This window comes from Chlorogloeopsis fritschii PCC 6912 (assembly GCF_000317285.1).
GTDB lineage: Bacteria > Cyanobacteriota > Cyanobacteriia > Cyanobacteriales > Nostocaceae > Chlorogloeopsis > Chlorogloeopsis fritschii.
This window is the reverse complement of sequence record NZ_AJLN01000063.1, coordinates 82686-107744: the sequence shown is the minus strand read 5'-3', so window position 1 is coordinate 107744 and position 25059 is coordinate 82686. Positions and strand designations below refer to the sequence as shown.

Below are 25059 nucleotides of genomic sequence, written 5' to 3'. Positions count from 1 at the left end.
GTGGCGGTGGTGAAACATAGTGTACTCATCTTTGGAACAAAAATATCAACGCATTCAGAAAGAGTTAATGGCAGGGGTAGTTGCCCTTGTGGGCGTGCTTCTCATCGGTACTTTCTGGTATCGCTTTGTGGAAGGCTGGTCATGGGAAGATGCAGCTTATATGACGGTAATCACCTTGGCTACCGTCGGCTATGGTGAGACACATCCATTGGGTGACAGAGGACGATTGTTTACCATCGCCCTGATTTTAATGGGAGTTATTACTATCGGTTATATAGTCAATCGATTTACAGAGGCCGTTATTGAAGGCTACTTTCAAGAAAGAATTCGACTACAACAGGTGCGACGCACAATGGAATCATTATCGGGGCATTATATCATCTGTGGATTTAGTCGGACTGGTCGTCAAATTGCCATGGAATTTCAGGCAGAAGGCGTCTCTTTTGTGATTATTGACTCAGATTTTGAATCTGTGCGTAAGGCTCAGGAGATGGGCTATACAATATACCAAGGCGATGCGACTTTAGATGAAACTCTACTGAGAGTAGGTATTGAAAAGGCAGCTTGTATAGTAGCAGCTCTACCTTCTGATGCAGAAAATTTATACACAGTACTATCTGCGAAATATCTCAATCCGGGGATTCGAGCGATCGCGCGAGCGAGTACAGAAGAAGCTTTGCAAAAGTTGCAGCGCGGTGGTGCAGATGCTGTGATTTCTCCCTATATTACTGGTGGAAAGCGGATGGCTGCTGCTGCTCTGAGACCACAGGTGATGGACTTTGTAGATGGTATTATCTCAGGTACAGACCGACAATTGTATATGGAAGAATATTTGCTCGAACCGGGTGTTTGTCCGGTTGTGGGGCAAACTTTAGGGCAAGCAAAATTGCGAGTGCAAACAGGAGCATTAATTCTCGCCATCCGCCGCACTGATGGTAATCTCATCGGCGGGCCAACTGCTGATACAGTGTTTATGCCGGGAGATGTAGTGATAGCAATGGGAACCGCCGAACAATTGCGTGCGCTCAACCAACTGTTAGGGCCAATTAGTTCCAAAAAGTTGCGCAGACCGAAGAAAATGTAAGAAGGGGATAGGGGATAGGGGATAGGGAACAGGGGATAGGGAACAGAAAGAAGCAAGGGTGAAGGGTGCAGGGCGCAAGGGCGAGAAACCACTAACTGTCTTGAAAATAGGGGCTAGGGGCTAGGGACTAGGGGCTAGAGAAAAGAGATTTTCATTCCCTCGTTGTGTGATTTATTACATGACCGTCTAGCTTGAAAATAGGGTTGGGGGAACAGGTGAAGAGGTATTTTCATGTATCCTGGTGTACGCAGTTCATGAAGGCTACTAACCAATGACTAATGACTAACCTCCATCTTGCGTAAGGTGCGATCGCTTTATCAAAAGCATTAATCTACCTTTAGTTGAAGGGCTTTGCGCTTACTGTCTTTGGTTGAGTAGAAGATGGATTTTTGTCAGGTTCTAATTGAAAAAAGTGATGCCATTGTAGATCGATGGGTAGAAGCGGTTTACCAAGATCAACAAATTGAAGCTACTAAAGAGCTTACTTTCAATGCTGTAAAGGATAGCTTACCCCGTGTTTTAGAAGCATTAGCGACAGTGCTTTCTGAATCTGTAAGTAGTGATTTGCAAACCGTAGTTGATGCAAGCCTCGAACACGGAAGGATTCGGGCAGAACAAGAATTTGAGCCAGCAGAAATTGCGCGAGAGTATCGTTTACTCAGGTTAGTAATTTTTTCCCTTTTAGAAGAAGATTTATTAAAAGCAACTCCAGCAGAGATGCTGCGGGCTGTGCGTCTAATTGATGCAGTTATTGACGAAGCGATCGCCTGCTGTTTCAACAGTTATACTCAAGGACGACTACAAGAACTTAAAAAACTTCAAAGTCAGTTGCAGTTGACTAATCAAGAGCTAACTCGTTTGGTTCAAGCTAGTCAAGATAGTATCTCTCATTTGGCTCACGAACTAAAAACGCCTCTCACTTCAATCATTGGTTATACAGAATTATTTTTGCGCCAGCACCGTCAAAAACAACCGGAAATTAAGGACTCGTATACAAATCTTGAAAGTATTGAGCGAGTCTTAAAAAGCGGTAGGTTGCTGCTGCGGCTGATTAACGACACTTTGGAAATTTCGCGTTACGATGCCGGCAAGATGAAATTACAACCCACTCAAATCGATGTGGGTGGGTTAATTAATTCAGTTCTAGAGATGATAGAGCCATTAGCGCGTGCCAAAGAATTATCCTTGGTTGTGAATTGCGATCGCGCTCCTGAGAAAGCAATCGTAGATCCGCTTCGACTTCAGCAAATTCTCACTAATCTACTTAGCAATGCCATCCGATACACAGAATCTGGTTCGATTGAATTGGAGTGCTGGGTAGCCGACGAGAAACAGTGGGCTATTTCTGTTACTGACAGTGGTATTGGCATTTCCCCAGATGCTCAAGCAAAAATATTCGATCCTTATTTTCGGGCAGTCAAAGGTCTAAAACTGCAAAATTCTGATGGTACAGGATTGGGTTTAGCGATCGTATCGCGGTTAGTTGAGTTAATGGGCGGTGAAATCAAAGTGCTTTCAGAACTTGGCAAAGGATCTACATTTACAGTGATTTTGCCATTAGAAGCGATCGCGTGGTGACATTTGTTAGTAGGGGAGGCAGCACGCCCTTGCGGGTTAAGCACGTCGAGTGCGACTGCCGTGCGGGTTTTATGGATAATCTTGCCGTTCAAACTGATAATTTATCTTCTAAACCCGCCCGTACAGTAGTTAGTAGTTTCTCCCCCCTGCGCCCTGCACCCTTCACCCTTGCTTCTTTCTATCCCTTGTCCCCTTGTCTCCCACTCTCCCCCTCTCCCACTCCTCTTTATCTATGACAATTTTGTCAGCAATCCCAAGAAGCGTTTGGTTTTTGGTGTCAATAGTGTGCGGCGATAGGCATCTGCTGCTTTTTTTTATACCTTCTGCCTGAGTCGGATAAGGATGAATTACACTACTAAGTTTACTTAAACCAATTTTATTGACAATCGCCGTGGTAACTTCGGAAATCATCTCACCTGCATGACGCGCCACAATTGTGGCACCCAAAATTTCATCAGATCCTTTTTTGTGGAGGATTTTGACAAAGCCTTCCTCTTCACCATCAGCGATCGCGCGATCGACACCACTAAAATTAATCTTGATCGTATTAACTTCAATTCCTTTTTGCTGGGCTTGTTGTTCGTACATTCCCACATGGGCAATTTCTGGATCGGTATAAGTCACCCAAGGCATCACTAGACTGCTAAGTTTATAACGTCCCAAACCAAAAGGAGAAAATAGCGTATTTTTAATCACAATTCGCGCTGCCGCATCAGCAGCATGGGTAAATTTCCAATCCATGCAGATATCGCCAGCAGCAAAAATCTTGGGGTTTGTGGTTTGCAAGTAATCATTTACCTTTACACCGTGGCGGCGATCGTACTCCACCCCCACAGTTTCTAAATTCAAACCTTCTACATTTGGTACACGTCCCGCACCTGCTAAAATTTCATCTACTGTTACCGAATCTTCTTTGCCATTGCAGCGAAAGTAAAGCTTCTTGCCATCGCTAGTCTTTTCCACTCGCTGCATCTGACAATTAAGTACCAAGCGAATTTTTTCTTTGAGAAAGACATTTTGGACAATTTCAGCAGCATCGGCATCCTCTTTATTAAGGATATGAGAACCGCGATGGAAAAGTATCACCTCACAACCCAAACGCCGAAAAGCTTGTGCCAACTCGCAACCGATCGGCCCTCCACCAATCACTGCTAAACGTTGCGGGCGTTGGATCAGGGAAAAAACTGTCTCATTCGTAAGATAACCTGCTTCTTCAATTCCTGGAATAGAAAGATTGGCTGCTCTAGCACCAGTAGCAATCACAGCTTTTTTAAAACGCAGGATTTTGTCATCAACTTCCACAGTATTATTACTCGCAAATCCAGCGCTTCCCAAAAAAACGTCAACACCCAACTTTTGAAAACGTTCCGCCGAGTCGTGATGGCTAATACCAGCTCGAAGCCGTCGCATCCGCTCCATGACAGCAGGAAAATCTACGTCAACGTATTGGGGAATATTCACACCAAAGTTTTTAGCACTCCAAATTTCACCCACTACACGCGCAGATCGGATCACGCACTTTGATGGCACGCAACCAACATTCAAGCAATCTCCGCCCATGAGATGCTTTTCTATCAGTGCCACCTTTAAACCCAAACCCAAACCAGCGGCACCAGCCGCCACCACCAACCCTGCTGTACCAGCGCCAATTACCACCAAATCATAACAATCAGCAGGTTTAGGGTTAACCCAGTTTGGTGGATGCACGTAGGAAACCAGTTTCTGATTGTACTCATCCACCGGGCGAACAATCACTCTCTGAAATTCAGAATTGGACATTAGTAGCTCCCTGGTTGTTAGTAGGTAGTAGATAGTAGTTAGTAGATAGTAGTCAGTAGGGGGGGGTTTTTTTGATTAACTTTCGGTTCAAACCGATAACTTATCTTCTAAACCCGCACGGCAGTCGCTACAACGCGGGGAACCCGCGCAACGCGCTGCCTCCCGTACAGTAGTTGGTTATTAACCACTATCCACTAACCATTAACCTCTTGTTCTAAAGCTTTACGAGCAACACGAGTAACATAAATCGTTACGGCAACTGTGGCAATAAAACCAATAATCCGAATCGCCCATTGTACAGTTGGGTTGGTAGGTTGAGCTTCTGTGCCAATCATGGCAAGATTTCCAGCTAGGGAACCAATATAAACATACATGATTGTTCCGGGGATCATGCCCACAGAACCGATAAAGTAGTCTTTGAGTGAAACACCTGTGATTCCAAAGGCGTAGTTCAATAAATTGAAAGGAAATACAGGCGATAGCCGTGTCAACAGCACAATTTTGAATCCCTCTCTGCCAACAGCGCGATCAATAGCGGCAAATTTTTTGTTATCTGCAATTTTCTTGGCAACCCATCCCCTTGCCAAATAGCGCCCGACAAGAAAAGCAGCCGTAGCACCTAAAGTTGCACCAATGAAAACATAAACAGAACCCCAAACTACGCCAAAGACAACACCAGCACCCAAAGTTAGAATCGAACCTGGCAAGAAAGCAACGGTAGCGATGATATAAAGAGCAATAAAAGCTACTGCTCCCACTGCACCCAAACTTTCAATCCACTGTAAGGCGTTTCGCAACCATTCTTGAGGATTAAATCCTTGTGTATTGGCAGATTGCTGTGCTAAAGCAGGATCTGCATTTAAAAAGAAAGTAATAGCAAATGCAAGTAATGTCAAGAATATCAATTTGAAAAGATTCGGTAATTTTTTGGGTTGAAATTGATATTTGACTAGTTGATTTTTCATGACTTGTAATTATGGAAAAATTTAATTAATAATCTGCTTTTAATCGTTGATAACTATATAAAAGAACTACACCAGGCGTAGAGAATACAAAGGAAGAAAAAAGAGAGAGGCTGATATTAATCTGTTTCCTCTATAACTGCAACACTTTCTTTTAAAGCCTTCTGAGCTATTTTTGTTATGTATACAGTTAGGGCAATAGTGGCAATTAAACCGATCGCTTGCATGATCCATTGCCCTATTTGAGTTTGTGGTGTAGTTGGCTGATGAGGTGTATTAATCATTGCTAGATTACCAGCAACAGAACCAACATAAACGTACATTAAAGTACCCGGAATCATGCCAATTGAACCCAAGATATAGTCTTTGAGTGAAACTTGTGTAATTCCGAAAGCATAATTTAATAAGTTAAATGGAAATATCGGAGACAAACGCGTCAAAAATACAATTTTGAATCCTTCTTTAGCGACAGCCCGATCGATGGCTTTGAATTTTGGATATTTCTCAAGCTGTTGACACACCCAATCTCGTGATAAGTAACGCCCAACCAAAAACGCAAAAGTAGCTCCGAAAGTTGCAGCAATTAACACATATACCGAACCCCAACACAAGCCAAACAGGCAGCCTCCTTTGAGTGTTAGTAGGGAACCAGGTATAAAAAGTAATGTAGCCAGGTTATAGATAACCATAAAAGCGATCGGTGCCCAAGCACCTAAACTTTGAACCCACAAGATAGATGTCTGCAAATTTCCTTGAAGATTAAATTGTTTGGCAACAATTACCAGGGCGGCAACCAGAAAAAATAACAGTAGCAGTTTGAGCTTGGGTGTGAAAAGACGTTTATATTTTTGGTGCATGGGATTAGGGACTAGAGACTAGGGACTAGGGGCTAGGAGACAAGAAAGCACCAGGGGCAGGGGGCACCAGGAGAACAACCAACCACTAACTACTAACCACTGTACGGGAGGCAGCGCGTTGCGCGGGTTCCCCGCGTTGTAGCGACTGCCGTGCGGGTTTAGAAGATAAATTATCAGTTTGAACGGCAAGATTATCCATAAAACCCGCTCCTACTAACAAATGACAAATGACCAATGACTATCTGAACTTAAGATTACTCTGCTTAAATTAAAAGCAGCTTAAAACTCCCTAAGTTTTTCCCCACGATACCAACGACGAATTCGCTCAGGAGCAACTCCCAGAAAATAAGCAATAATTACTATTTGATTCATTAGGGTTGTTTGCCATACCCCTTTTTGTAACCAACGACGTGCCGAAGTAATTATTGGCACTGTAATAAGCGTTATTTTCCCTAATTTTCTTAAACGTCGTATGAATTCAAAGTCTTCCATGATAGGTAATTCAGGAAAACCATTAACACTATCAAAAATTTTCTTAGTTAAAAAAATTGCTTGGTCGCCGTAGGGCATTTGCCAAACACGCGATCGCACATTCACGCCCCATTCCACCAACCGCAAACTTGCCAATTTTGCATCAATCCGCAAAGCAAAGGCACCCGCTACAACTCCAGGCTGTGCTAGCGCTTTACGAATCATGAGATCAAAATCAGAAGGTAAACGGGTGTCGGCATGGAGAAATAACAAAATCTCTCCGCTTGCCACTGAAGCTCCTGCGTTCATTTGACAAGCACGCCCTAGACTAGATGTTATAACTTTCGCACCCAAAGACTTGGCTATTGTTATTGTGTCATCTGTTGAACCGCCATCCACTACAATCGTTTCTACATCTTTACTTAGTTGGATACTGGCTAATGCCGCTTTGATATTATCCGCTTCATTGAGAGCCGGAATGATAATAGAAATTTTAGCTATGCCAAGATTTTGACTCATGATTTTCGACAACTGATGCCTTGAACGTGACGCAAGTTATTTGTTTGGATCATCTGAACCAACAGAAAAAATTTCTAAGTCAGGGTAATGAGATATATTATTCGATTTGTCAACCAAAGTATGATAGTGTTCCTTTTTATGGATGACTGATTCAAAGAAATGAAAACTTTTAAGGAATATTGCTTGTGTCTTTTTGATAAAGACATGATGCCAACAGCACTAAAAGTTTCTGTAGTAGTTGGTTCTATTCTGTTTATAATCAATCACGGATCGGCGCTTGTGAAAGAGCGTATGGATCGCGAGCGCTGGATTTCTGCTGCTTTGACCTACATAGTTCCTTATTTGGTTAATATTCATGGTCAGTATGTAAGTCGCTCTAGGCAAGGCTGATTCTCCATCCTTTGTGTTTATTAAAAATTTTCGCTCTCGATTTAAAATAAAATTTTGTCCCACTTGTGCAATTACTCCTTTTTGGTTGATAAATCAACGCGTAAATTGATTGAGTGAAATTCACTACAATAATCAAAAAATAGGGAGACATGAGATGGAATCAACGGAGGTTCTTCAGTCAAAAACCTTCAAAAAGTTAGAGGCAAATCTGCGTAGCCTGGTAGGGAAGGCAATCCACGATTACAAAATGATTGAGGATGGCGATCGCATCATGGTTTGCCTCTCAGGTGGTAAAGATTCCTACACGATGCTCGACTTGTTGCTAACTCTCCAACGAAAAGCCCCCGTAAAATTTGATATTCTTGCCGTGAACTTGGATCAAAAACAGCCAGGCTTTCCAGAACAAGTACTACCAGAATATTTAAAATCTTTGCGTGTGCCTTACCGAATTGTAGAAGAAGATACGTACAGCATTGTTAAAAGTATTATCCCTGAAGGCAAGACAATGTGCAGTTTATGTTCGCGCTTGCGCCGGGGCATTCTCTATCGTATAGCAAATGAAGAAGGTGCGACTAAAATTGCTCTCGGTCATCATCGAGATGATATTGTAGAAACACTGTTTCTGAATATGTTTTATACAGGCACGCTTAAAGCCATGCCACCCAAGCTCAAAAGCGATGATGGGCAAAACGTAATTATTCGCCCACTTGCCTATTGCTCAGAAAAGGATATTGAGCGTTACGCCGAGATGCGACAGTTTCCTATTATTCCCTGCAATCTTTGCGGCTCTCAGAAAAACTTGCAGCGATCGCAAATCAAACAAATGCTACAAACTTGGGAAAAAGAAAATCCAGGCAGAATTGATAGTCTGTTTCGTAGCCTTCAGAATGTTTGCCCATCTCATCTTGCCGATCCCCAATTGTTCGACTTTGCTAGCTTGAATTCTCAACAAATTGCTCACTAAGCGTGATGGGGAGAGCTAGTATCAAAATTAAGGCTCGGAATTTGGGATTATGAAACGGATAATTTTAAGTGTTTTTCTTTTCATTTGCTTGGTAGGTTGCTTGTTAAACCTGAATACTCCTCCTGCATTGGCACAGGAGAACACTGTTAATTACACACTCGCAGACTTACGAAATCGAGATTTTTCCCATCAAGATCTACACGGAACATCCTTTGCAGGTGCAGAAATGCAGGGAGCAAACTTTAGGGGAGCAAATCTCAGCGGCACTATTCTCACTAAAGGATCGTTTCTAAAGGCAGACTTAAGCAATGCCAATCTCTCAGAAGTATTTGCCGATCGCGTCATTTTTAATGAAGCTGATTTAACCAACGCCATTTTTACCGATGCCCTGCTCACTAGCAGTCGCTTCTACAATGCTGCGATTATAGGGGCAGATTTTTCTAATGCCCTGCTCGATCCCTATGAAGTGAAACAGATGTGCGATCGCGCTGATGGAGTCAACCCCGTTACAGGTGTGCCAACCCGCGAAAGCTTGGGGTGTCGTTGAATTGTCTAAATTTGTTGGGGCGATCGCATCAGTTAGCATATCAACTGAATATTACGTGCACTTAAACCAAACTTACCCTTGACTACCTCAAATTTCACAGCTGTACCAGGTTTAATTGTGCGATATCCTTCACCAGGTATGGCAGTAAAGTTGAAAAACACATCATCACCCTTTTGTGTGGTGATGAAACCATTACCAGTTTGCAAATCAAAATCACGAACTACACCTTGCTCTACAGGCAGCCCATTTGCACCCAAAGGTGGTACACCATTTGCCCATTCTTGCTGGGGAATGCGAATTTGTCGTACTTCTGGAGTGTTGTAAGCCTCGTAGTGGTAATTCGATAAAGTTTCCATAATGGCACGTAAATCACGCCTGAGTTCTTCAACTGTTGGTCTTCCCACAAAAAACCAACCGTTATATATTTTGTAAATACTCAAGTCAGGTTTTAGCACAAAAGTATAAGGTTGGGCGCGATTAGCATACTCGCCTTCCGTCTGATCGAGAATGTTGATTTGTTTAATAATTTCCCGTTTTTCATCTGATAAAAAAGTCCATTGTACTCCCAAGCCAGCGCGAAAAGCAGCTTGAACAATAGGCGGATCTGCACTCACACAAACTAACTGGCAATAGTTCACCCTCAATTCGTCTTGGAATTGGATAAACTCTCGCATTTGCTGTTGATCGCGCGGGCAAAAAAAGCCTCGATAAAATACCAAAATCAATGGGTAACCATCGAGGAATCCCAAATGTTGATCTAGTAAACCGGGTTTTGTAAATTGGGATAGTTGCGTTAGTTCATTACGATAATTTGGCAGTGTAAAGTCGGGGAATTTTTCACCGATTTGTAGATTAGTTGTCATGAGGATGCTTGTCAGTCAGCTTACAAGTTATTAAGCCATGCCAAGATGAGTTTTGACTGAGAGACAACTGGGAATTGATTAGTTGATGTTGAGAGGTTGCTGTAAGGGGAAATGTTTTCTTTAAAGTCGGAGAGAAGCCAGTTATTTTTACATTCTGCATTGCATCTTACTTTGCTAGCTATTATCTAGCTACTTTATTAGCAAATGTGTAGTGGAATACTTGCTCTAAAAGGAAGGGCAATGTATTTTACATTAACTGCAATATATAAATAGTTAAACCCTAGCTTCCTTGTGTACACTCCTCACCTAAGCTGTGAAACATACTACTCCAGGTAAGAAATATGCCGCCCAAGCTAGAAATAACGGATGAAATGCGAGAAGCTGCGGAAGCAGAGATTCGCGAGAAGCAGAAGCCTGTTGATTACGACACAAAAGAGTATCCCATCGAAATTCTCATTCAGAAGTATCAGGACGGACTAGATGACGATACAAACGAATTATTCATTCCAGATTACCAACGGGAAATAGCTTGGGATGAGGAAAGGCAATCAAAGTTTATTGAGTCTGTACTTTTAGGTTTGCCAATACCCTATATTTTCGTTGCTGATGTCCGTGAGGAAGCACGTTTAGAAATAATTGATGGTACACAACGCATCCGTACCTTAGCAGAATTTCTCAACGATAAACTCATTTTAAGTGGATTAAAGAAATTAGAGAAACTAAATGGCTTCATTTTCACTGACTTGCCACTAGCCCGTCAAAGACGCTTCAAAAGAACTACCATTCGGATGATCCAACTTACCGAAAATGCAGATGAGGAAATACGAAGAGATATATTTGAACGCATTAATACTGGTAGCGTTGAACTGAACGAGATGGAAAAGCGCAGAGGTATAATGCGTGGGCCATTCCTTGAAATTATTGATGAACTATCGAAAAATAAAAAATTTCTTGATTTATGTTCGTTTACTAAAGTTGCTATTGATAGGCGTGAACCACAAGAATTTGTATTGCGTTTCTTTGCATTTTTAAATAATTATAATAATTTCAATGCTAACAAAGTAAATGAATTTCTTGATGAATATTTAAAGACCGCTAATGAAAATAATACTTGTGAGCATGAAAAAATGCAAACTGAGTTTTTGTTAATGCTAGATTTTGTAGAACAATATTTTCCAAAAGGATTTCGCCAAGGTAAAGATTATGCTAAAACAACAACTAGAATTAAATTTGAGTCTCTTTCTGTGGGTGTAGCCCTAGCTTTAAGAGAAAAAAGGGACTTAAAACCACAAACTACAAATTGGGTAAATTCTGATGAGTTTAAGAAATTAGCTGATGGTAATGGTAGCAGTTCTAGATTGAGAGTAATTAAGCGTATTGAGTATGTACGTAGCCAGCTGCTAGGGAAATTATGACAAGCACATTATTTCAGGATTTCAACTTACGCTCTAAAGAAGTCAGCAAATATTTTATTTTTCTAAAAACTCTAGAGCAAGGTACAACTAAGTTGAGTATGGAAGGCATAGATGGAAAAATCAAGATTAGAAATATTGACTCTGACTTGGAAAAAACTCTTAAGGCTAGCGGATTTTTATTACTCTATAATTTGGTTGAATCTACCATGCGAAATGCTATTGAAGCAATATTTGATGAGTTGAGCAGCCAAGGAGTGTCTTTCGATGAAGTTAGACCTGAACTTAAGAAAGTAGTACTCAAAAATCTAAAAAAATGTAACCCTGATAAAATACTTGATAATATTACAGTGATTTCACTTGATATCATTTCTGCTTGCTTTGACAAAGAAGACCTATTTTCTGGCAATATAGATGGAAGATTAGTTAAGGATATAGCAAGTCAATACGGTTTTTCATATAAGACCAATGCTATTAAGACAGAAAATGGTACTGATTTATGGACTATTAAAACTAATAGAAATGATTTAGCACATGGTATAAAGTCATTTACAGAAGTAGGAAGAGATAAAACTGCTGATGAACTATTAACAATTAAAAGTAAAGTAATTAGGTATTTAAGACAAATATTGCTTAACATTGAGCTATATTTGGTTAACAAAGAATACTTAAACTATCATGATAAAGTTTAGCTGTGGGAAATAATTTTCTGCTGAATAGAGAGACATAATAGTAATTCAATACGCTTGCCTACTTCTATCTCATGAAACGTAATCGCTCTCATCACCCCATCCTCAAAATTAATCTTTAGGCGCGATCGCAATCCGATATCCCAGCGCATCTAAGAATTCAATTAGAGTGTAAATTTCATTACCGCCAGTTTCCGACAGTATCTTGTCGAGTTTTTCGTAATGTTGTTTAGCTTCCTCTGAGAGGTTATCAGACAGCAAACGCGCATCAATAATATCTTTCAACGCTGAACGTAGTAGTTCAGGTTCGCGCCCTTCTTCTAATTCCAACATAACTCCGATATATGCAGCAGCATGTTCGGGATCTTTGAGAGAAGAAATTAAATAATCATGGTAACTACTACTGGTAGGCGTTTTCACTTCTTTCATAATCTCTCCAATATTTCTTAGCTGTAACAATGTCTTGCTCTTGCGTACTTTTATCTCCGCCACAGAGTAGAAGTATTATCGTTGTCCCTATCTGCCCAAAATACACACGATAACCAGAACCATAATCAATTCTCAGTTCAAAAACTCCTTCTCCAACAGAGCGATAATCTCCAAGATTACCTAACTCAACTCGTTGAAGCCTTCTCTCTATTTTAACCCTGGCTCTCATATCTCTAAGAGAATCAAGCCATTCTGCAAAAGGGCTTTTTCCATCTGCTTTCTGATAGTTCCGGATCTCCCTTGGTTGTGCTTCCACTCTTTGACGATAAATGCTTCATAGCATAATTTACTTGAAAGCGATCGCCCTCATCACTCCACCCATCCCCAAAATTTAATAGTTCTTATTGCTACTCCCGACGCTGAAACCCTTAAAATCAATTCCGTAGAGTACGAGTTCTTCAAAGCTCAATATGAAACTTATCTGGAAGGGGTGCAGCATAGTTTTGCAGGTGTTAGCAACAGTAGCTTTTACTACTCCTGCCCTCGCAGAAATTGTAAATATTAACCTACTACAACTCAATGACATCTACGAAATCACTCCTGTAGAGGGGGGAACTCGCGGCGGTTTGGCACGTGTTGCTACCTTACGCAAACAACTTTATCAGGCAAATCCTCGCACCTATACTTTTTTAGCTGGAGATGCCTTTAGCCCCTCGGCTTTAGGTACTGCCAAAATTAACGGTATACCCCTAGCAGGGCAGCAAATGGTAGCAGTGATGAATGCCTTGGGGTTTGACTACGCGACTTTTGGCAATCATGAGTTTGATTTGCCCGAAAACCTATTCTACGAACGATTAAAAGAGTCTCGCTTTCGCTGGTTTTCTGGTAATGTCTCAGACAGTAAGGGGCAGCCTTTTAAAGGTGTTCCTCGCTCGATAGTCTTTAATGTCAAAGGCGATCGCGGTGCTGTGGTAAGGGTAGGTTTAATTGGCGTAACTCTTGATAGTAATAAAGCTAGGTATGTTAGTTACACCGATCCGATTGAAACTGCTAAACAACAGGTGCGATCGCTCAAGGGTAAAGTTGATATTCTGATTGCTGTTACCCATCTGTCAATCGAGCAAGATCGTAAATTAGCAGAAACAATACCGGAAATAGATATTATACTCGGTGGTCACGAGCATGAAAACATTCAACAGTGGCGAGGGCGAGATTTTACGCCAATTTTTAAAGCCGATGCCAATGCCCGTACTGTGTACCTTCACCAGTTAAGCTACAACACTATCAAGAAAAACCTCCAGATTAACTCGCGTTTGGTGCCAATAACGGAGAAAATTCCCGAAGATTCCAAGATTGCAAAGGTAGTTAAGCAATGGGTGGAACGGGGTTATCAGGCATTTCGCGCCAGTGGATTTGAGCCGGAGCAGGTAATTGCGAATGTGCCGGTTGCCTTAGATGGTTTAGAATCTAGTGTTCGCAATGAATCTACAAACTTAACAGAATTAATTGCTGAGGCGATGTTGAAGGAAGTAAAAGATGCAGATTTAGCAGTATACAATGGCGGTTCAATTCGGATTGATGATGTAATTCCAGCAGGGCCAGTTACCCAGTATGATGTGATTCGGATACTGCCTTTTGGGGGCAAAATTGTTGCAGTAGAGATGAACGGTGCATTGTTGCAAAGAGTATTGGAGCAAGGACAAGCCAATAAAGGCACAGGTGGCTATCTGCAAACAGCTAAAGTTCGTAAAGACTCTAATTTAGGCAACTGGCTAATTAACAATCAACCCCTTAACCCCAATCAGACTTACAAAGTTGCTATCAATGACTTCTTAATCAGTGGTAAAGAACAAGGATTAGATTTCTTAAATCTTCAACAACCGGGCATCAAATTGATAGCAAAAAAACGAGATATTCGTTTTGCAGTCATCGATAAAATCAAAAGCCAAGCAGCTGCTAGTAAGATTTTAAAATAAAACTAATCACAAAAAACAGTAGTGGTTGTTATTAATAACAGGGCTTACGCAAAATATTTCTCTAACTCTTATTATTCCGCGTCCTCTGTGCCTGGAGTGGTTTTATTATTCCGTAAATTGTGCGTAAGTTCTAAATAAGTAAAACGCGAGCCTTACAACTCGCGTTCTTACAAAATTTGATTTTAATGCAGCATCTATTTACCGAAAACTTTCTTTAGCCCGTATGCAGCTAATCCTAAGTTTTTAACATTACCCACCTTACGCTTATTAAGAGAGCAGACAGGAAAAACTCTTTAACCTTCTGCCACGCCAGTCGCCCCAAGTCGGGGAACCCGCCCGCGGCGCTGGCTCCTCTGCCCTCTGCCTTCTATTTACATTGCAACAGATTTAACCTGACTTTTTTTCATTTCTCCAGGTTGATTTTCCCCGCTATATTCTCCTACCTGTTGGATGAGTTTTGCTACTAAACCAGTCCATCCTGTTTGATGACTTGCGCCAATTCCCGCTCCATTATCTCCATGAAAATATTCATTGAAAAGAATTAAATCATGCCAATGTGGATCTGTTTGAAATTTTTGCATTCCACCAAACACAGGACGATTGCCAGCTTCATTGTTTATGAAAATTTTGATGAGCCTTTGTGATAATTCACAAGCTACTTCCCAGAGATTTATATATTTACCTGAACCAGTGGGACATTCCACTTTAAAATCATCTCCCAGGTAATGATAGAATTTTTGTAGTGACTCAATAATCAGATAATTTACTGGAAACCAAATTGGGCCGCGCCAATTAGAATTACCACCAAATAAACCGCTATTAGATTCTGCTGGTTCGTAATCTACTCGATATTCAGAATTGTTAGCATGAAAAACATAAGGATTATCAGCATGATATTTGGAAACTGAACGAATTCCATACTCTGATAAAAATTCTGTTTCATCCAGCATTTTTTGCAGAATACACCGCAATTTATCACGGTTGACTATTGCCAGTAATCTTCTTGCGCCTACACCCCTCGTTTCCATACAAGCGACATTTTGACGCAATTTAGGGCGATTTGTAATAAACCACTCCAGACGAGTTTTAAAATTAGGAAGTGCTGCTAAAGTATCTGGTTCTAAAGTTTCCACAGCAAAAAGTGGAATCAATCCCACCAGTGAACGTACTTTTAAAGTTAAATTATGGTTGTTAGGTAAATGTAGAACATCATAATAAAAACCATCTTTTTCGTCCCATAGTTCTGTACCTTCATCACCAATGTGATTCATCGCATCAGCAATATAGAGAAAATGCTCAAAAAACTTTGTGGCAATGTCTTCATAATTGGAATTTGATTGAGCAAGCTCTAGAGCGATCGCCAACATATTTAAACAGTACATCCCCATCCAACTTGTACCATCAGATTGGTCAATGTGTCCCCCTGTTGGCAGCTCTTTACTCCTGTCAAAAACTCCAATATTATCTAAACCTAAAAAACCTCCTTGAAAGACGTTCTTACCTTCCACATCTTTGCGATTTACCCACCAAGTAAAGTTAAGCAATAACTTCTGAAATACTCTTTCTAGAAAATGTTTATCTGCCCGCCCATACATTTTTTGCTCGATTTTATAAACGCGCCATGCCGCCCATGCATGGACGGGTGGGTTAACATCACTAAAAGCCCATTCATAAGCAGGAATTTGTCCGTTAGGATGCATATACCATTCCCGTGTTAATAAAATTAATTGCTCCTTGGCAAAGTCAGGATCGATCATCGCTAAGGGAATGGTGTGGAAGGCTAAATCCCAGGCGCAGTAGTAGGGATACTCCCATTTGTCGGGCATGGAAAGAATATCTTCGTTATTGAGGTGAATCCACTCGTTATTTCTGCCCTGTTTGCGTTCATTTGGTGGAGATGGCTCTGCCGGATCGCCATTTATCCATTCATCGATAGTAAATTGATAATATTGCTTACTCCACAACATTCCAGCAAAAGCTTGTCGCTGCACTGTTCGCATATCTTCTGGCAACGAAAAAGGAGTGATGCGCTGATAAAATTCGTCGGCTTCGCGTTGGCGAGTGGCAAAAATATTGTTAAATTCATCTCCAAAAGGTGTCAAACAAAGTTCATTAGTTAGGCGTAATTGAACTATTTTTGTTTCACCCGCACCAACATTTAATATATAATGTGCAGCCGCTTTAGTTCCGATTTGATTTGGATTTACAGCTGCTTTTTGTTCATGCACTATATAATCATTAATTCCATCTTTGACGTAGCGAGAGGTATTGCTAACACCAAATAATTTTTCATGATTTGTTTCATTTTCTATAAATAAAATTTCCGTGGCTTTTTGACAGTACAGCCATCTTTTACCTAAATTAGAGTGAAAAGCTTCTATTGTAGATATGTCAGAGCTTACTTCTTTTAGAGATGGTTTATCTTGTTTCCCGTTCCAAGTCCAAGTATTTCTAAACCAAAGGGTAGGTAATAGATGGAGTGTTTTTGCTTCTTGTCCCCGGTTGATAACACTAATTTGAATGAGAATATCATCGGTTGAATTTTTGGCATACTCAACAAAAATATCAAAGTATCGGTCTTCGTTGAAAATACCAGTATCTAACAATTCAAATTCTAGCTCTTGGCGACTGCGGCGACGATTTTCCTCTATTAATTGAGAATAGGGAAATGCTCTGTGGGGATATTTATACAGACATTTCATATAGGAATGGGTAGGGGTGTTGTCTAGGTAAAAATAATATTCTTTGACGTCTTCCCCGTGATTGCCTTCATTGCCTGTTAAACCAAACAAGCGTTCTTTGAGAATAGAGTCTTCACCATTCCAAAGCGCGATCGCAAAACACAGTCTCTGATAACGATCGCAAATACCAGCAATACCATCTTCACCCCAGCGATAGGCACGTGATCGCGCCTGCTCATGCGGAAAATAATCCCAAGCTGAACCTGTGGCACTATAATCTTCCCTGACTGTACCCCACTGGCGATCACTTAAATATGGCCCCCAGCGCTTCCAATGCACCTTGCGATCGCGTGCTTCCTGCAACCTTTTTTCTTCTGCTGTTAAGCTGACCATAATTAATATTTTCCTGCAAAAATCTGATGAGCTATTTCAAGTATTTGTTATGCATCCTAATGAGAAATGATAGTTTGATTAAAAATAGATGAGTTCGCAACAAATAATGATATATAAATCCCTCAGGAGTAATTCAGCAAATATGTAAGGACTTGATTCAAACTGAAAAATTTAGATGTAATATTTTTTAATAAAAAATATGAAAACTAATTTAAGTTATATTAAGTATTGTCTACAGTTTTTATGGAAATTTGCTAGCCAACCCAGTACCAAACTTTTATTGACTGTAATTTGTTTACCAGTGTTGCTCGTCTTTATTTCCTCAGCAGTAGGTGCAAAACAGCCCAGCGACGATTTAAGTTTGTGGCAAGTTTATCAGCGATCGCTTCAGCAAGCTAAGTATGTAGACTTAACTCATACCATTACTCCACAAATTCCTGTCTGGGTAGGTTTTGGCTCGTCTACCTTTGCGCCTAGCGTCAATCCCAAAACTGGCAAGCCATACACCTATAAAACAGATGGCTTTGAGGCAACACACTATGATTTATCTACCGATCAACTGGGAACTCAGCTAGATCCACCTGCTCATTGGGCACCAAACTATCCAGCAATTGATGAGTTACCTCCCACTTATACGATTCGTCCGTTAATAGTAATTCCAATTCAGGACAAAGTAACTAAAAATCCAGGTTATCACTTGAGCGTAGCAGATATCTTAGAGTGGGAAAAGAAACATGGTAAGATTCCTGCTGGATCAGTTGTATTTGTACGCTCCGATTGGTCTAAGGAATGGCCAAACCCAGAACTAGCTAAAAGAAAACAATTTCCTGGCGTGAAGCTTGAGGCTCTCAAGTTTTTGCATCTACAACGACAGATTTTATTTCACGGGCATGAGCCACTCGATACTGATACTACACCCAATTTAGAAGGAGAAGCTTGGCTGCTGCACAACGGTTATGCTCAAGCTGAAGGCGTCGCCAATTTGGATAAAATACCAGAAGCAGGGGCGCTCGTGGCAATTGGCTACCCGAAATTCCAAGGCGGTACTGGAGGCTATGCGCGCTATATTGCTATTTGTCCGCCGAATTGGAAATATGGCGTATCGGTAAATCAGATTCCGGAGTCTCCTTTACCAAAAGCTGCAAAACCACTGCACTGGGATGAGAAGTTGGGGGTGCGAGTACGGTGAGATTGAGAAGGCAGCTATGCTGGAGGCAGAGAGCAGCGCGTTGCGGGGGTTCCCCCCCGTTGTAGCGACTGCCCAGAGGCAGAAGGTAAAACTTGGACAAGGAGAAGGGGCAAGAGCGTGAATCACAATTCTCCGTGTTCCCTGTCTCCACGAATGAATTTAATTTTGTGCAACAACTTATTTGTACCGTTCTGCTTATACCTCGTTGCAAGCATTCTCAATATAATTACTGATTTAAACTGAGCTTTAAACCCAGAACACGCATTTTTAATTGATACTCTTAACCTTCTGCCTTTTGCCCTCTGCCATCTGCCTTATTTCTTAAAAGTTACGCTGAACGATAGGCGATACGCAGACTTTGTACAAGCAAAAGCCCAGATGCGATCGCCATCAATGCTCCCCAAAACCAGTAAGGTAAAAATAATTCTTGCTGAATTTGTGCTGTATCAGATAGCCCCAAGGAACCAGCACTATGGCTAAATAAATAGTTGAGTTGATGATAGGTACTTATACAAGCTTGTACGCCCAGAAATTGAATTGCAAATCCTTGTACCCAACGAGGTGCTTTGAAACCAATACCTACAATAATTAAACCTAACAGGGGTATCGCCACCAATCCAAATAGCGATCGCACCCAAATTGCTGTTGACAGGAGCAAAAAACCCCCCAAAATTTTCAAACTCCAAGAAGCAGTTTTAAAGCTGCGAGAAGCCAATATTAAAATAGCACCTGCAATGGGCGGCCCCATCGGCCCGGCGGCGGCAACTAAAGCACGCCCGATTGAACCCAAGAAAAACCCACCGCTATAACTATAAATTGCTACACCCGAACCATTAGGAAAAATCAGTAACTGCCGAAAATCACCTCCCAAGAGCATTGCCATTAAGCCATGGGCAATTTCGTGAAACCAAGTTGCCAGTATCGTGAATGGGTATAAAATATAATCTCCGTCTGGAAATTGCCACAATACCACTGTCGCGATCGCCGCTGCCATTAACCAAGTTAGCCCCATGCGTTCAACTTCGGGTGGAGCTTCTGTTGCCAGCAATGGTTGAAAATCTTTCCTTGGTTCCCTCATGGTTCGATTTCCTTAGGTTTTACCCTCTACCGGAATTGCACGTAATATTTATCCTAACCGCTCCTAAAAGCTTCTAGGGGTGAGTGAGCTATTGTGCGACATAGCATCGGTGAGGTGCGCCTCTGTGGGAGTACCTAAGCGGATTTGGATTTGAGGCCCAGATCTGGCAAGGCGAAGGATAGCTCCATCAGTAATCGGCGCTTGCCGAATCGCCTCTCCATCCAAATAAGTTCCATTCGCACCTAAGCTTACAACTTCCCAGCCATTTTCTACTCGTCGCAATTCAACATGATGGCGGGAAACCACAGCACTGTATAAAACAACATGGTTATCCGCCGATCGCCCAATGCGAATGACTGGTTCGTTGTCTTCAAAAGCCCAATTTTGAGCAGGTATCGATTGTAGTGGTTGTAGGAGGATAAGTGTAATCACGTGAGTGGCTTGTATCAATCCTCCCCACTATAACCGCTACTTAAAAGAGTTGAAACAGGAATGTTACCATATCTCCCTTACCCAAACTGATGCGATCGCCTGGTCTTAAACGATGTCGATTTCCTGGCAATAAGGGTAAATTATTGATGTAAGTGCCATTGGAACTACCTACATCTTCAATGTAATAGGCATCTCCCTCGACGCGAATATCCGAATGAATACGCGAGACAATTTCTGAGTTGGGAAACCCAGAAACATCTATATCTGGAGGTATGCGATCATTTGGTTTGCCGATATGAATTACAGAGAGATTTTGTGGTAATTCAATCTGTCTGTCAGTTTGGACGTGAACTAGTCGTGCTGTTACCTGCTGCAATTGTGTTCTTGCAACTGGGGCTGGGGTTGGTTGAGGTGATGGTTCTGGTTGTGGTGCTGGTTGTGGAGTTTCTTCTTCGGCAGCTATGGGTTGAGGTGCTGGTGTTGGTTCAGGTGCTGCGGTTGGAGGTGGAGATGGGCTTGTTTCTTCAGCAGTGAAAGATGGAGCAGCAATCGTTGGTTGTGAAGGATTGCTCTCTGGAGGAATTGCCACTGCTGTTGGCGGTAAGGGTGAAGAGTCAGGGGAACTATAACTAGCTGTTCCACTCATCGGTATTGGTTGCGGCTGTACTAGTGGATCGGGGTTCATCAGAGGTTGTACTTCCACCGGGATATCCGGTGCGATGGTTGCTGCTACTGCCGTTGCCGTACCTGCACGCAGGTGATAACCACATTGTCCGCAGAAAGAAGCATCTGCCTGTACGGTTGCCCCACAACTGGGACAATTCGTAGTTGCTGGTAACGGGGTATAGCAAGCTTCACATTGGATAGCGCCATCAGGGTTGGGATGATTGCAGTTAGGGCAGACGATCATGGTGATAAGCCTTTTGTTCTAGGTCATCGTATAATATGCCGACAAGCAGAGCGGCAACTCTAGCTTCCGATTTTAACAATTACTGTTTTACAGGTAGCTATGCAGTGGGCAGTAAGCAGAAGGTTAAAAAATAAAAATTTACACGTTATGGTTTATCCTTCATCTTTTTTTAGATCGCTACCGCTACCTGCTGCTGCGTCTAAAAGCCACCAAAGTTCTCCTTGAGGTTGAATTAAGCGAGATGGATAAGTTGAGCTATCTGCCTCCGGAGCGAATACTTGAGCTAAAGCTGGTTTTTTGTTGGCACCAGCCACTACAAAAATAACGCAACGGGCTGCGTTAATGAATGGATAGGTGAAGGTGATCCGAGGATTGCCGTCTTTGTTGCCAACGGTGATTAAGCGATCGCTAACTTTGAGGGCTTCCGTATGAGGAAACAAAGATGCAGTATGTGCATCATCGCCCATGCCCAACAAAATCACATCCAAAGCGGGGAATTCACCAGGTGAGCAATGAAAAAATTCTTGCAATTGTTGCTCGTGTTTAGCCGCAGATATTGCTGGATCGCCCTCAGTGGTAGGCATGGGGTGAATGTTACTTGCAGGTATTTCTACTTTATCTAACCACGCACGGCGAGCCATTCCTTCATTACTATCTGGATGATCGGCAGGAACATAACGCTCATCTCCCCAAAACACATGAATCTTATCCCAAGGAAGATTTGAAGAGGCGATCGCTTCGTATAATGGCTTCGGCGTGCTGCCACCAGCCAGGGCAATAGTAAACATTCCCCGTTGTTCAATAGCAACGTTGATTTTCGAGAGGATTAATTCTAGCGCTCGTGCTACCAGCGCTGCTTGATCCGGTAAAACTTCAACCTTTTTATTCATCGCTTTCTCATCACACGGCGACTTACAGCATTACAATACCGAACTTATAACTTTCTGTCTGTTTAGCTTTTGAAACTTTTAATGTCACTATTTCGTTTCTTCAGGGCTTATACGACAAATTCCCCAAATTTCGCTCAATCTTAATAAAAATCATCAGTAACCTCAGCGAAGAGGACAAGGGCAGGGGAGAAGAGGTGACTTATGTTCCTTCTCCTTGTCTTTTTGTCCTAATTTCCTTCTGCCTCCTGCCTTCTTTTAACCTTGATACAATTGCTCCCAATCAGCGATCGCTAGCCGTTGGGCAATCAACAACTGCTGAATTCCTTTTTCTGCGAAGTTTAACAACTGATCCAACTGGGCACGGCTAAAACTACCTTCTTCCGCTGTTCCCTGAACTTCAATAATCCCTAAATGCTGATTCATAACTACATTGAAATCAACTGTAGCGGCAACGTCTTCGATGTAGTTCAAATCAAGAAACGGCTCTCCTTCTAATAAACCTACGGAAATCGCTGCTACTTGTCCAATCAGGGGCGATCGCTCTAGTACTCCCTGCTGCAACAATTTAGAAATTGCGTTTGCCAGGGCTACAAATCCACCTGTAATCGCTGCTGTTCTTGTGCCGGCATCTGCTTGCAAAACATCGGCATCTACAGTCAGCGTGCGTTCTCCCAGTGCATTTAAATCTACTGCTGCCCGCAAGCTACGTCCAATTAAACGCTGAATTTCTTGAGTTCGTCCAGATAATTTCAAAAATTCCCGTTCTTGCCGTTGTAAAGTCGCACTTGGTAACATTCGGTATTCAGCAGTGAGCCAACCTTTGCCAGTACCAACGAGAAACTTGGGAACTGTCTCAGCTACACTCACGGTACACAATACTTTCGTCTCGCCGCAGATTGTCAAAACAGAACCGGGAGCAAAGCGAGTGAAATTTTGCTCAAAGCTGACGGGACGAAGTTCGTAAGGTTGCCGACTGTCTGGACGCTGCCAAGCCATTAGGGTAGCCTCAAATTTCTGATATGTAATACTGCCTTCAGGTTACCTTTTCAGTTAACAGTTTAGATATTTTTAAACAACTACGTAAGAATTTCTATGTAAGTGAAAGGCAGAGGGCAGCTTTGCTGGAGGCAGAAGGAATAGATAGGGACTAGTGTCTAGGTATTAGGTATTCAATAATCCCAGTACCCAATCCCCAGTACCCAGTACCTTTTTAGTGTGCGCAGTTCATAAGGCTACTTACAACAAAAAACTCATAATGTTATACTGCACTATTTCTGGAGGTTGGTCACCGTTGATAGTCAATAGGCGACGGCGGCGATCATAATATTCTAAAACGGGAACCGTGCGATCGTAGAATAACTCAACGCGACGCTGCACAATTTCGGGTTGATCGTCTGGCAGAGAACGCCCTAAGGCACGACTAACCATCACAGCTTGTGGTACTTGTAAATAAACTGCCCAGGTTAACTGCTGTCCCAAATTATCCAATAAAAAATCCAATTCCTCTGCTTGAAAGGCAGTACGGGGATAACCTTCTAATATCCAACCACGGTGAGCATCTGTATACTTGAGCCGAGTTCGGATAAATTCAATAATCATCTCGTCTGGGACTAAATCCCCTGTTTCTATATATGGTCGTGCAATCCGACCTAAACTGCTCAAGCGAGCGATCGCTTCTGGTAAAATTTCACCGGTGGAAATCAGAGGAAGATCAAAGTGATTGCAAAGCCTTTGTGCTTGAGTACTTTTCCCTGCTCCCGAACCTCCCAAAATCACCAATCTCACAAAAGTTAACTCCTCATACTCCCCATTTCACAACTGTCTTACTCTGTTTTGCAAAACAAAAAGCAAATTTCCAATCCGGACAATTATAAAGATATTCACAATATCATAGTCTTCATACCCGCTTTGTTCCTTAGATTTTAAGTGATTTTATATGTATAATTTTTAACAACAACTTTAATGACTACTGCGAGCGAGGATATCTTAATGACTCTTGACTTTGGTGCAAACCTAGTGTTTGACTAGGAAAGAAATTCCAAAATAAAGTACACACTGCTAAAAACAGCTTGATTATCAATACAAACACGTTTGCTCAAAATATCCTCAGTAATAATACTTTGATTGTGTAAAATTTTAAACATTCTTCTATGGTTACCCAGCTAGAAACCCCAAGTGGAAATTTAACCCTTGTCTTGCCATACACTGTTGAGGGACTCGTACAAGTTTTCACGAGTACACATCGTAATTTCTTTACCAGTGTGATGGCACAAGCACTGAGAATTGCCGGTCAAGGTACACCAGTGCTAGTAGTGCAATTTCTTAAAGGAGGGATTCGTCAAGGACACAAAAATCCGATTCGGTTGGGACAAAATTTGGATTGGATTCGCTGTGATTTGCCTCGTTGCATTGATACACCCCAACTTGATGAATCCGAAGCTCAAGCCTTACAAAAGTTGTGGCAACATACACAAGAAGTTGTCTTCGAGAGTAAGTATTCTCTCGTTGTCTTAGATGAGTTAAGCTTGGCGATTAACTTTGGTTTAATTCCCGAAGCAGAAGTTTTATCTTTTCTGGCAAAACGCCCTGCTCATGTTGATATTATTCTCACAGGGTCAGAGATGCCCAAATCAATTCTGGATTTAGCAGATCAAATCACGGAAATCCGTCGCAGTCATCAGCCTTAGGTAATGTAAAAGGGACTAGGGACTAGAGACTAGGGACTAGGAAAAAGCAAGGGAGCAGAGAGCAGGGGAAAAACTTACCCGCTCACCAGTCTCCAGTCTCCAATCCCTGTACTCTACGAGAAGCCGCTTGCGCGTCTACGCGTAGCGTCTCTGTCAGGATAATCCTCGATTCCCAATACCCAGTACCTAATCACCAGTCCCCAGTCCCTTTTATTTTATGCATCCTACTGCTTTCACATCAGCTACATTCGGTGTATCCTGATAATTTGGTTTGACGAG

24 protein-coding genes are annotated in these 25059 nt (G+C 41.9%); 10 read left to right on the top strand and 14 right to left on the bottom strand.

The features are described from left to right. Positions 1-19 precede the first annotated feature (19 nt). The gene (locus tag UYC_RS0110835) at positions 20-1084 is read left to right on the top strand and encodes a potassium channel family protein (RefSeq protein WP_016876909.1); all 1065 of its coding nucleotides are present in this window, start codon (positions 20-22) and stop codon (positions 1082-1084) included. Positions 1085-1465: 381 nt separating this feature from the next. Beyond that, on the top strand, positions 1466-2662 hold the full coding sequence (locus tag UYC_RS0110830; protein ID WP_016876910.1) for a sensor histidine kinase: 1197 nt from the start codon (positions 1466-1468) through the stop codon (positions 2660-2662). Positions 2663-2824: 162 nt separating this feature from the next. Here the strand turns inward: UYC_RS0110830 and UYC_RS35495 are convergent, their stop codons facing one another. The 4 genes from UYC_RS35495 to UYC_RS0110805 form a co-directional block, all read right to left on the bottom strand. Further along, on the bottom strand, positions 2825-4441 hold the full coding sequence (locus UYC_RS35495) for a mercuric reductase (RefSeq protein WP_235181618.1): 1617 nt from the start codon (positions 4439-4441) through the stop codon (positions 2825-2827). Between the two features lie 194 nt (positions 4442-4635). Further along, positions 4636-5406: a TVP38/TMEM64 family protein gene (locus tag UYC_RS0110820; protein WP_016876912.1), complete on the bottom strand. Its 771-nt coding sequence runs from the start codon at positions 5404-5406 to the stop codon at positions 4636-4638. Between the two features lie 116 nt (positions 5407-5522). Further along, positions 5523-6260, bottom strand: a complete 738-nt coding sequence (locus UYC_RS0110815) for a TVP38/TMEM64 family protein (protein WP_016876913.1) — start codon at positions 6258-6260, stop codon at positions 5523-5525. Between the two features lie 279 nt (positions 6261-6539). Beyond that, positions 6540-7250, bottom strand: coding sequence for a TIGR04283 family arsenosugar biosynthesis glycosyltransferase (locus tag UYC_RS0110805; protein ID WP_016876915.1), 711 nt, complete (start codon positions 7248-7250; stop codon positions 6540-6542). 204 nt (positions 7251-7454) lie between these two features. Here UYC_RS0110805 and nrtS point away from each other — a divergent pair, with 204 nt between their 5' ends. From nrtS to UYC_RS0110790, 3 genes are all read left to right on the top strand, one after another. Next, on the top strand, positions 7455-7640 hold the full coding sequence (gene nrtS, locus UYC_RS35490; RefSeq protein WP_321164251.1) for a nitrate/nitrite transporter NrtS: 186 nt from the start codon (positions 7455-7457) through the stop codon (positions 7638-7640). 154 nt (positions 7641-7794) lie between these two features. Continuing rightward, positions 7795-8604, top strand: coding sequence for a tRNA 2-thiocytidine(32) synthetase TtcA (ttcA, locus tag UYC_RS0110795; protein WP_016876917.1), 810 nt, complete (start codon positions 7795-7797; stop codon positions 8602-8604). Positions 8605-8653: 49 nt separating this feature from the next. Next, entirely contained in the window at positions 8654-9151 is a 498-nt protein-coding gene (locus UYC_RS0110790; protein WP_016876918.1) for a pentapeptide repeat-containing protein, read from the top strand. Between the two features lie 32 nt (positions 9152-9183). On the opposite strand, the gene UYC_RS0110785 is transcribed toward UYC_RS0110790, so the two are convergent. After that, positions 9184-10014 (bottom strand): redoxin domain-containing protein, encoded by an 831-nt coding sequence (locus UYC_RS0110785; RefSeq protein WP_016876919.1) that lies wholly within the window; start codon positions 10012-10014, stop codon positions 9184-9186. A 341-nt stretch (positions 10015-10355) separates the two neighbouring features. Here UYC_RS0110785 and UYC_RS0110780 point away from each other — a divergent pair, with 341 nt between their 5' ends. After that, the gene (locus UYC_RS0110780; RefSeq protein ID WP_016876920.1) at positions 10356-11429 is read left to right on the top strand and encodes a DUF262 domain-containing protein; all 1074 of its coding nucleotides are present in this window, start codon (positions 10356-10358) and stop codon (positions 11427-11429) included. After that, positions 11426-12118, top strand: coding sequence for an MAE_28990/MAE_18760 family HEPN-like nuclease (locus UYC_RS0110775; RefSeq protein ID WP_016876921.1), 693 nt, complete (start codon positions 11426-11428; stop codon positions 12116-12118). Before UYC_RS0110780 ends, UYC_RS0110775 begins: the two co-directional genes overlap by 4 nt. 108 nt (positions 12119-12226) lie before the next feature. Here UYC_RS0110775 and UYC_RS0110770 read toward each other — a convergent pair whose 3' ends face one another. Together UYC_RS0110770 and UYC_RS0110765 are read right to left on the bottom strand one after the other, a co-directional pair. Continuing rightward, positions 12227-12544: a helix-turn-helix domain-containing transcriptional regulator gene (locus tag UYC_RS0110770; RefSeq protein ID WP_016876922.1), complete on the bottom strand. Its 318-nt coding sequence runs from the start codon at positions 12542-12544 to the stop codon at positions 12227-12229. Beyond that, the gene (locus UYC_RS0110765) at positions 12516-12860 is read right to left on the bottom strand and encodes a type II toxin-antitoxin system RelE/ParE family toxin (protein WP_016876923.1); all 345 of its coding nucleotides are present in this window, start codon (positions 12858-12860) and stop codon (positions 12516-12518) included. Before UYC_RS0110765 ends, UYC_RS0110770 begins: the two co-directional genes overlap by 29 nt. Before the next feature lie 154 nt (positions 12861-13014). Between UYC_RS0110765 and UYC_RS0110760 the strand changes: the two genes are divergently transcribed. Continuing rightward, entirely contained in the window at positions 13015-14520 is a 1506-nt protein-coding gene (locus tag UYC_RS0110760; RefSeq protein ID WP_016876924.1) for a bifunctional metallophosphatase/5'-nucleotidase, read from the top strand. A 371-nt stretch (positions 14521-14891) separates the two neighbouring features. Here the strand turns inward: UYC_RS0110760 and UYC_RS0110755 are convergent, their stop codons facing one another. Further along, positions 14892-17594 carry an MGH1-like glycoside hydrolase domain-containing protein gene (locus tag UYC_RS0110755; RefSeq protein ID WP_016876925.1) on the bottom strand — a complete coding sequence of 901 codons (2703 nt, stop codon included), beginning with the start codon at positions 17592-17594 and terminating at the stop codon, positions 14892-14894. Between the two features lie 199 nt (positions 17595-17793). On the opposite strand from UYC_RS0110755, the gene UYC_RS0110750 reads away from it, so the two are divergent. Then, on the top strand, positions 17794-18783 hold the full coding sequence (locus tag UYC_RS0110750) for a cyclase family protein (RefSeq protein ID WP_016876926.1): 990 nt from the start codon (positions 17794-17796) through the stop codon (positions 18781-18783). Positions 18784-19111: 328 nt separating this feature from the next. On the opposite strand, the gene UYC_RS0110740 is transcribed toward UYC_RS0110750, so the two are convergent. The 6 genes from UYC_RS0110740 to UYC_RS0110715 all read right to left on the bottom strand — a co-directional run bounded on the left by UYC_RS0110740 (position 19112) and on the right by UYC_RS0110715 (position 23878). Further along, positions 19112-19861 carry a M50 family metallopeptidase gene (locus tag UYC_RS0110740; RefSeq protein WP_016876928.1) on the bottom strand — a complete coding sequence of 250 codons (750 nt, stop codon included), beginning with the start codon at positions 19859-19861 and terminating at the stop codon, positions 19112-19114. Positions 19862-19924: 63 nt separating this feature from the next. Next, a complete protein-coding gene (locus UYC_RS0110735; protein ID WP_016876929.1) occupies positions 19925-20293 on the bottom strand; it encodes an FHA domain-containing protein in 369 nt (122 codons plus the stop codon). Positions 20294-20333: 40 nt separating this feature from the next. Next, positions 20334-21203, bottom strand: coding sequence for an FHA domain-containing protein (locus UYC_RS0110730; protein ID WP_016876930.1), 870 nt, complete (start codon positions 21201-21203; stop codon positions 20334-20336). A gap of 152 nt (positions 21204-21355) precedes the next feature. After that, positions 21356-22093, bottom strand: a complete 738-nt coding sequence (pgl, locus tag UYC_RS0110725) for a 6-phosphogluconolactonase (RefSeq protein WP_016876931.1) — start codon at positions 22091-22093, stop codon at positions 21356-21358. Positions 22094-22348: 255 nt separating this feature from the next. Beyond that, positions 22349-23089, bottom strand: a complete 741-nt coding sequence (gene rph / locus UYC_RS0110720) for a ribonuclease PH (RefSeq protein WP_016876932.1) — start codon at positions 23087-23089, stop codon at positions 22349-22351. 240 nt (positions 23090-23329) lie between these two features. Next, positions 23330-23878, bottom strand: coding sequence for an adenylate kinase family protein (locus UYC_RS0110715; protein ID WP_016876933.1), 549 nt, complete (start codon positions 23876-23878; stop codon positions 23330-23332). A gap of 365 nt (positions 23879-24243) precedes the next feature. Between UYC_RS0110715 and UYC_RS0110705 the strand changes: the two genes are divergently transcribed. Beyond that, positions 24244-24780: a P-loop NTPase family protein gene (locus UYC_RS0110705; protein ID WP_016876935.1), complete on the top strand. Its 537-nt coding sequence runs from the start codon at positions 24244-24246 to the stop codon at positions 24778-24780. Positions 24781-25059 lie beyond the last annotated feature (279 nt).

Excerpts from the sequence above, each read along its gene's own strand:
- UYC_RS0110830 (WP_016876910.1), top strand. The coding sequence starts at position 1,466 with ATGGATTTTTGTCAGGTTCTAATTGAAAAAAGTGATGCCATTGTAGAT.
- UYC_RS35495 (WP_235181618.1), bottom strand. The coding sequence starts at position 4,441 with ATGTCCAATTCTGAATTTCAGAGAGTGATTGTTCGCCCGGTGGATGAG.
- UYC_RS0110820 (WP_016876912.1), bottom strand. The coding sequence starts at position 5,406 with ATGAAAAATCAACTAGTCAAATATCAATTTCAACCCAAAAAATTACCG.
- UYC_RS0110815 (WP_016876913.1), bottom strand. The coding sequence starts at position 6,260 with ATGCACCAAAAATATAAACGTCTTTTCACACCCAAGCTCAAACTGCTA.
- UYC_RS0110805 (WP_016876915.1), bottom strand. The coding sequence starts at position 7,250 with ATGAGTCAAAATCTTGGCATAGCTAAAATTTCTATTATCATTCCGGCT.
- nrtS (WP_321164251.1), top strand. The coding sequence starts at position 7,455 with ATGATGCCAACAGCACTAAAAGTTTCTGTAGTAGTTGGTTCTATTCTG.
- ttcA (WP_016876917.1), top strand. The coding sequence starts at position 7,795 with ATGGAATCAACGGAGGTTCTTCAGTCAAAAACCTTCAAAAAGTTAGAG.
- UYC_RS0110790 (WP_016876918.1), top strand. The coding sequence starts at position 8,654 with ATGAAACGGATAATTTTAAGTGTTTTTCTTTTCATTTGCTTGGTAGGT.
- UYC_RS0110785 (WP_016876919.1), bottom strand. The coding sequence starts at position 10,014 with ATGACAACTAATCTACAAATCGGTGAAAAATTCCCCGACTTTACACTG.
- UYC_RS0110780 (WP_016876920.1), top strand. The coding sequence starts at position 10,356 with ATGCCGCCCAAGCTAGAAATAACGGATGAAATGCGAGAAGCTGCGGAA.
- UYC_RS0110775 (WP_016876921.1), top strand. The coding sequence starts at position 11,426 with ATGACAAGCACATTATTTCAGGATTTCAACTTACGCTCTAAAGAAGTC.
- UYC_RS0110770 (WP_016876922.1), bottom strand. The coding sequence starts at position 12,544 with ATGAAAGAAGTGAAAACGCCTACCAGTAGTAGTTACCATGATTATTTA.
- UYC_RS0110760 (WP_016876924.1), top strand. The coding sequence starts at position 13,015 with ATGAAACTTATCTGGAAGGGGTGCAGCATAGTTTTGCAGGTGTTAGCA.
- UYC_RS0110755 (WP_016876925.1), bottom strand. The coding sequence starts at position 17,594 with ATGGTCAGCTTAACAGCAGAAGAAAAAAGGTTGCAGGAAGCACGCGAT.
- UYC_RS0110750 (WP_016876926.1), top strand. The coding sequence starts at position 17,794 with ATGAAAACTAATTTAAGTTATATTAAGTATTGTCTACAGTTTTTATGG.
- UYC_RS0110740 (WP_016876928.1), bottom strand. The coding sequence starts at position 19,861 with ATGAGGGAACCAAGGAAAGATTTTCAACCATTGCTGGCAACAGAAGCT.
- UYC_RS0110730 (WP_016876930.1), bottom strand. The coding sequence starts at position 21,203 with ATGATCGTCTGCCCTAACTGCAATCATCCCAACCCTGATGGCGCTATC.
- pgl (WP_016876931.1), bottom strand. The coding sequence starts at position 22,093 with ATGAATAAAAAGGTTGAAGTTTTACCGGATCAAGCAGCGCTGGTAGCA.
- rph (WP_016876932.1), bottom strand. The coding sequence starts at position 23,089 with ATGGCTTGGCAGCGTCCAGACAGTCGGCAACCTTACGAACTTCGTCCC.
- UYC_RS0110705 (WP_016876935.1), top strand. The coding sequence starts at position 24,244 with ATGGTTACCCAGCTAGAAACCCCAAGTGGAAATTTAACCCTTGTCTTG.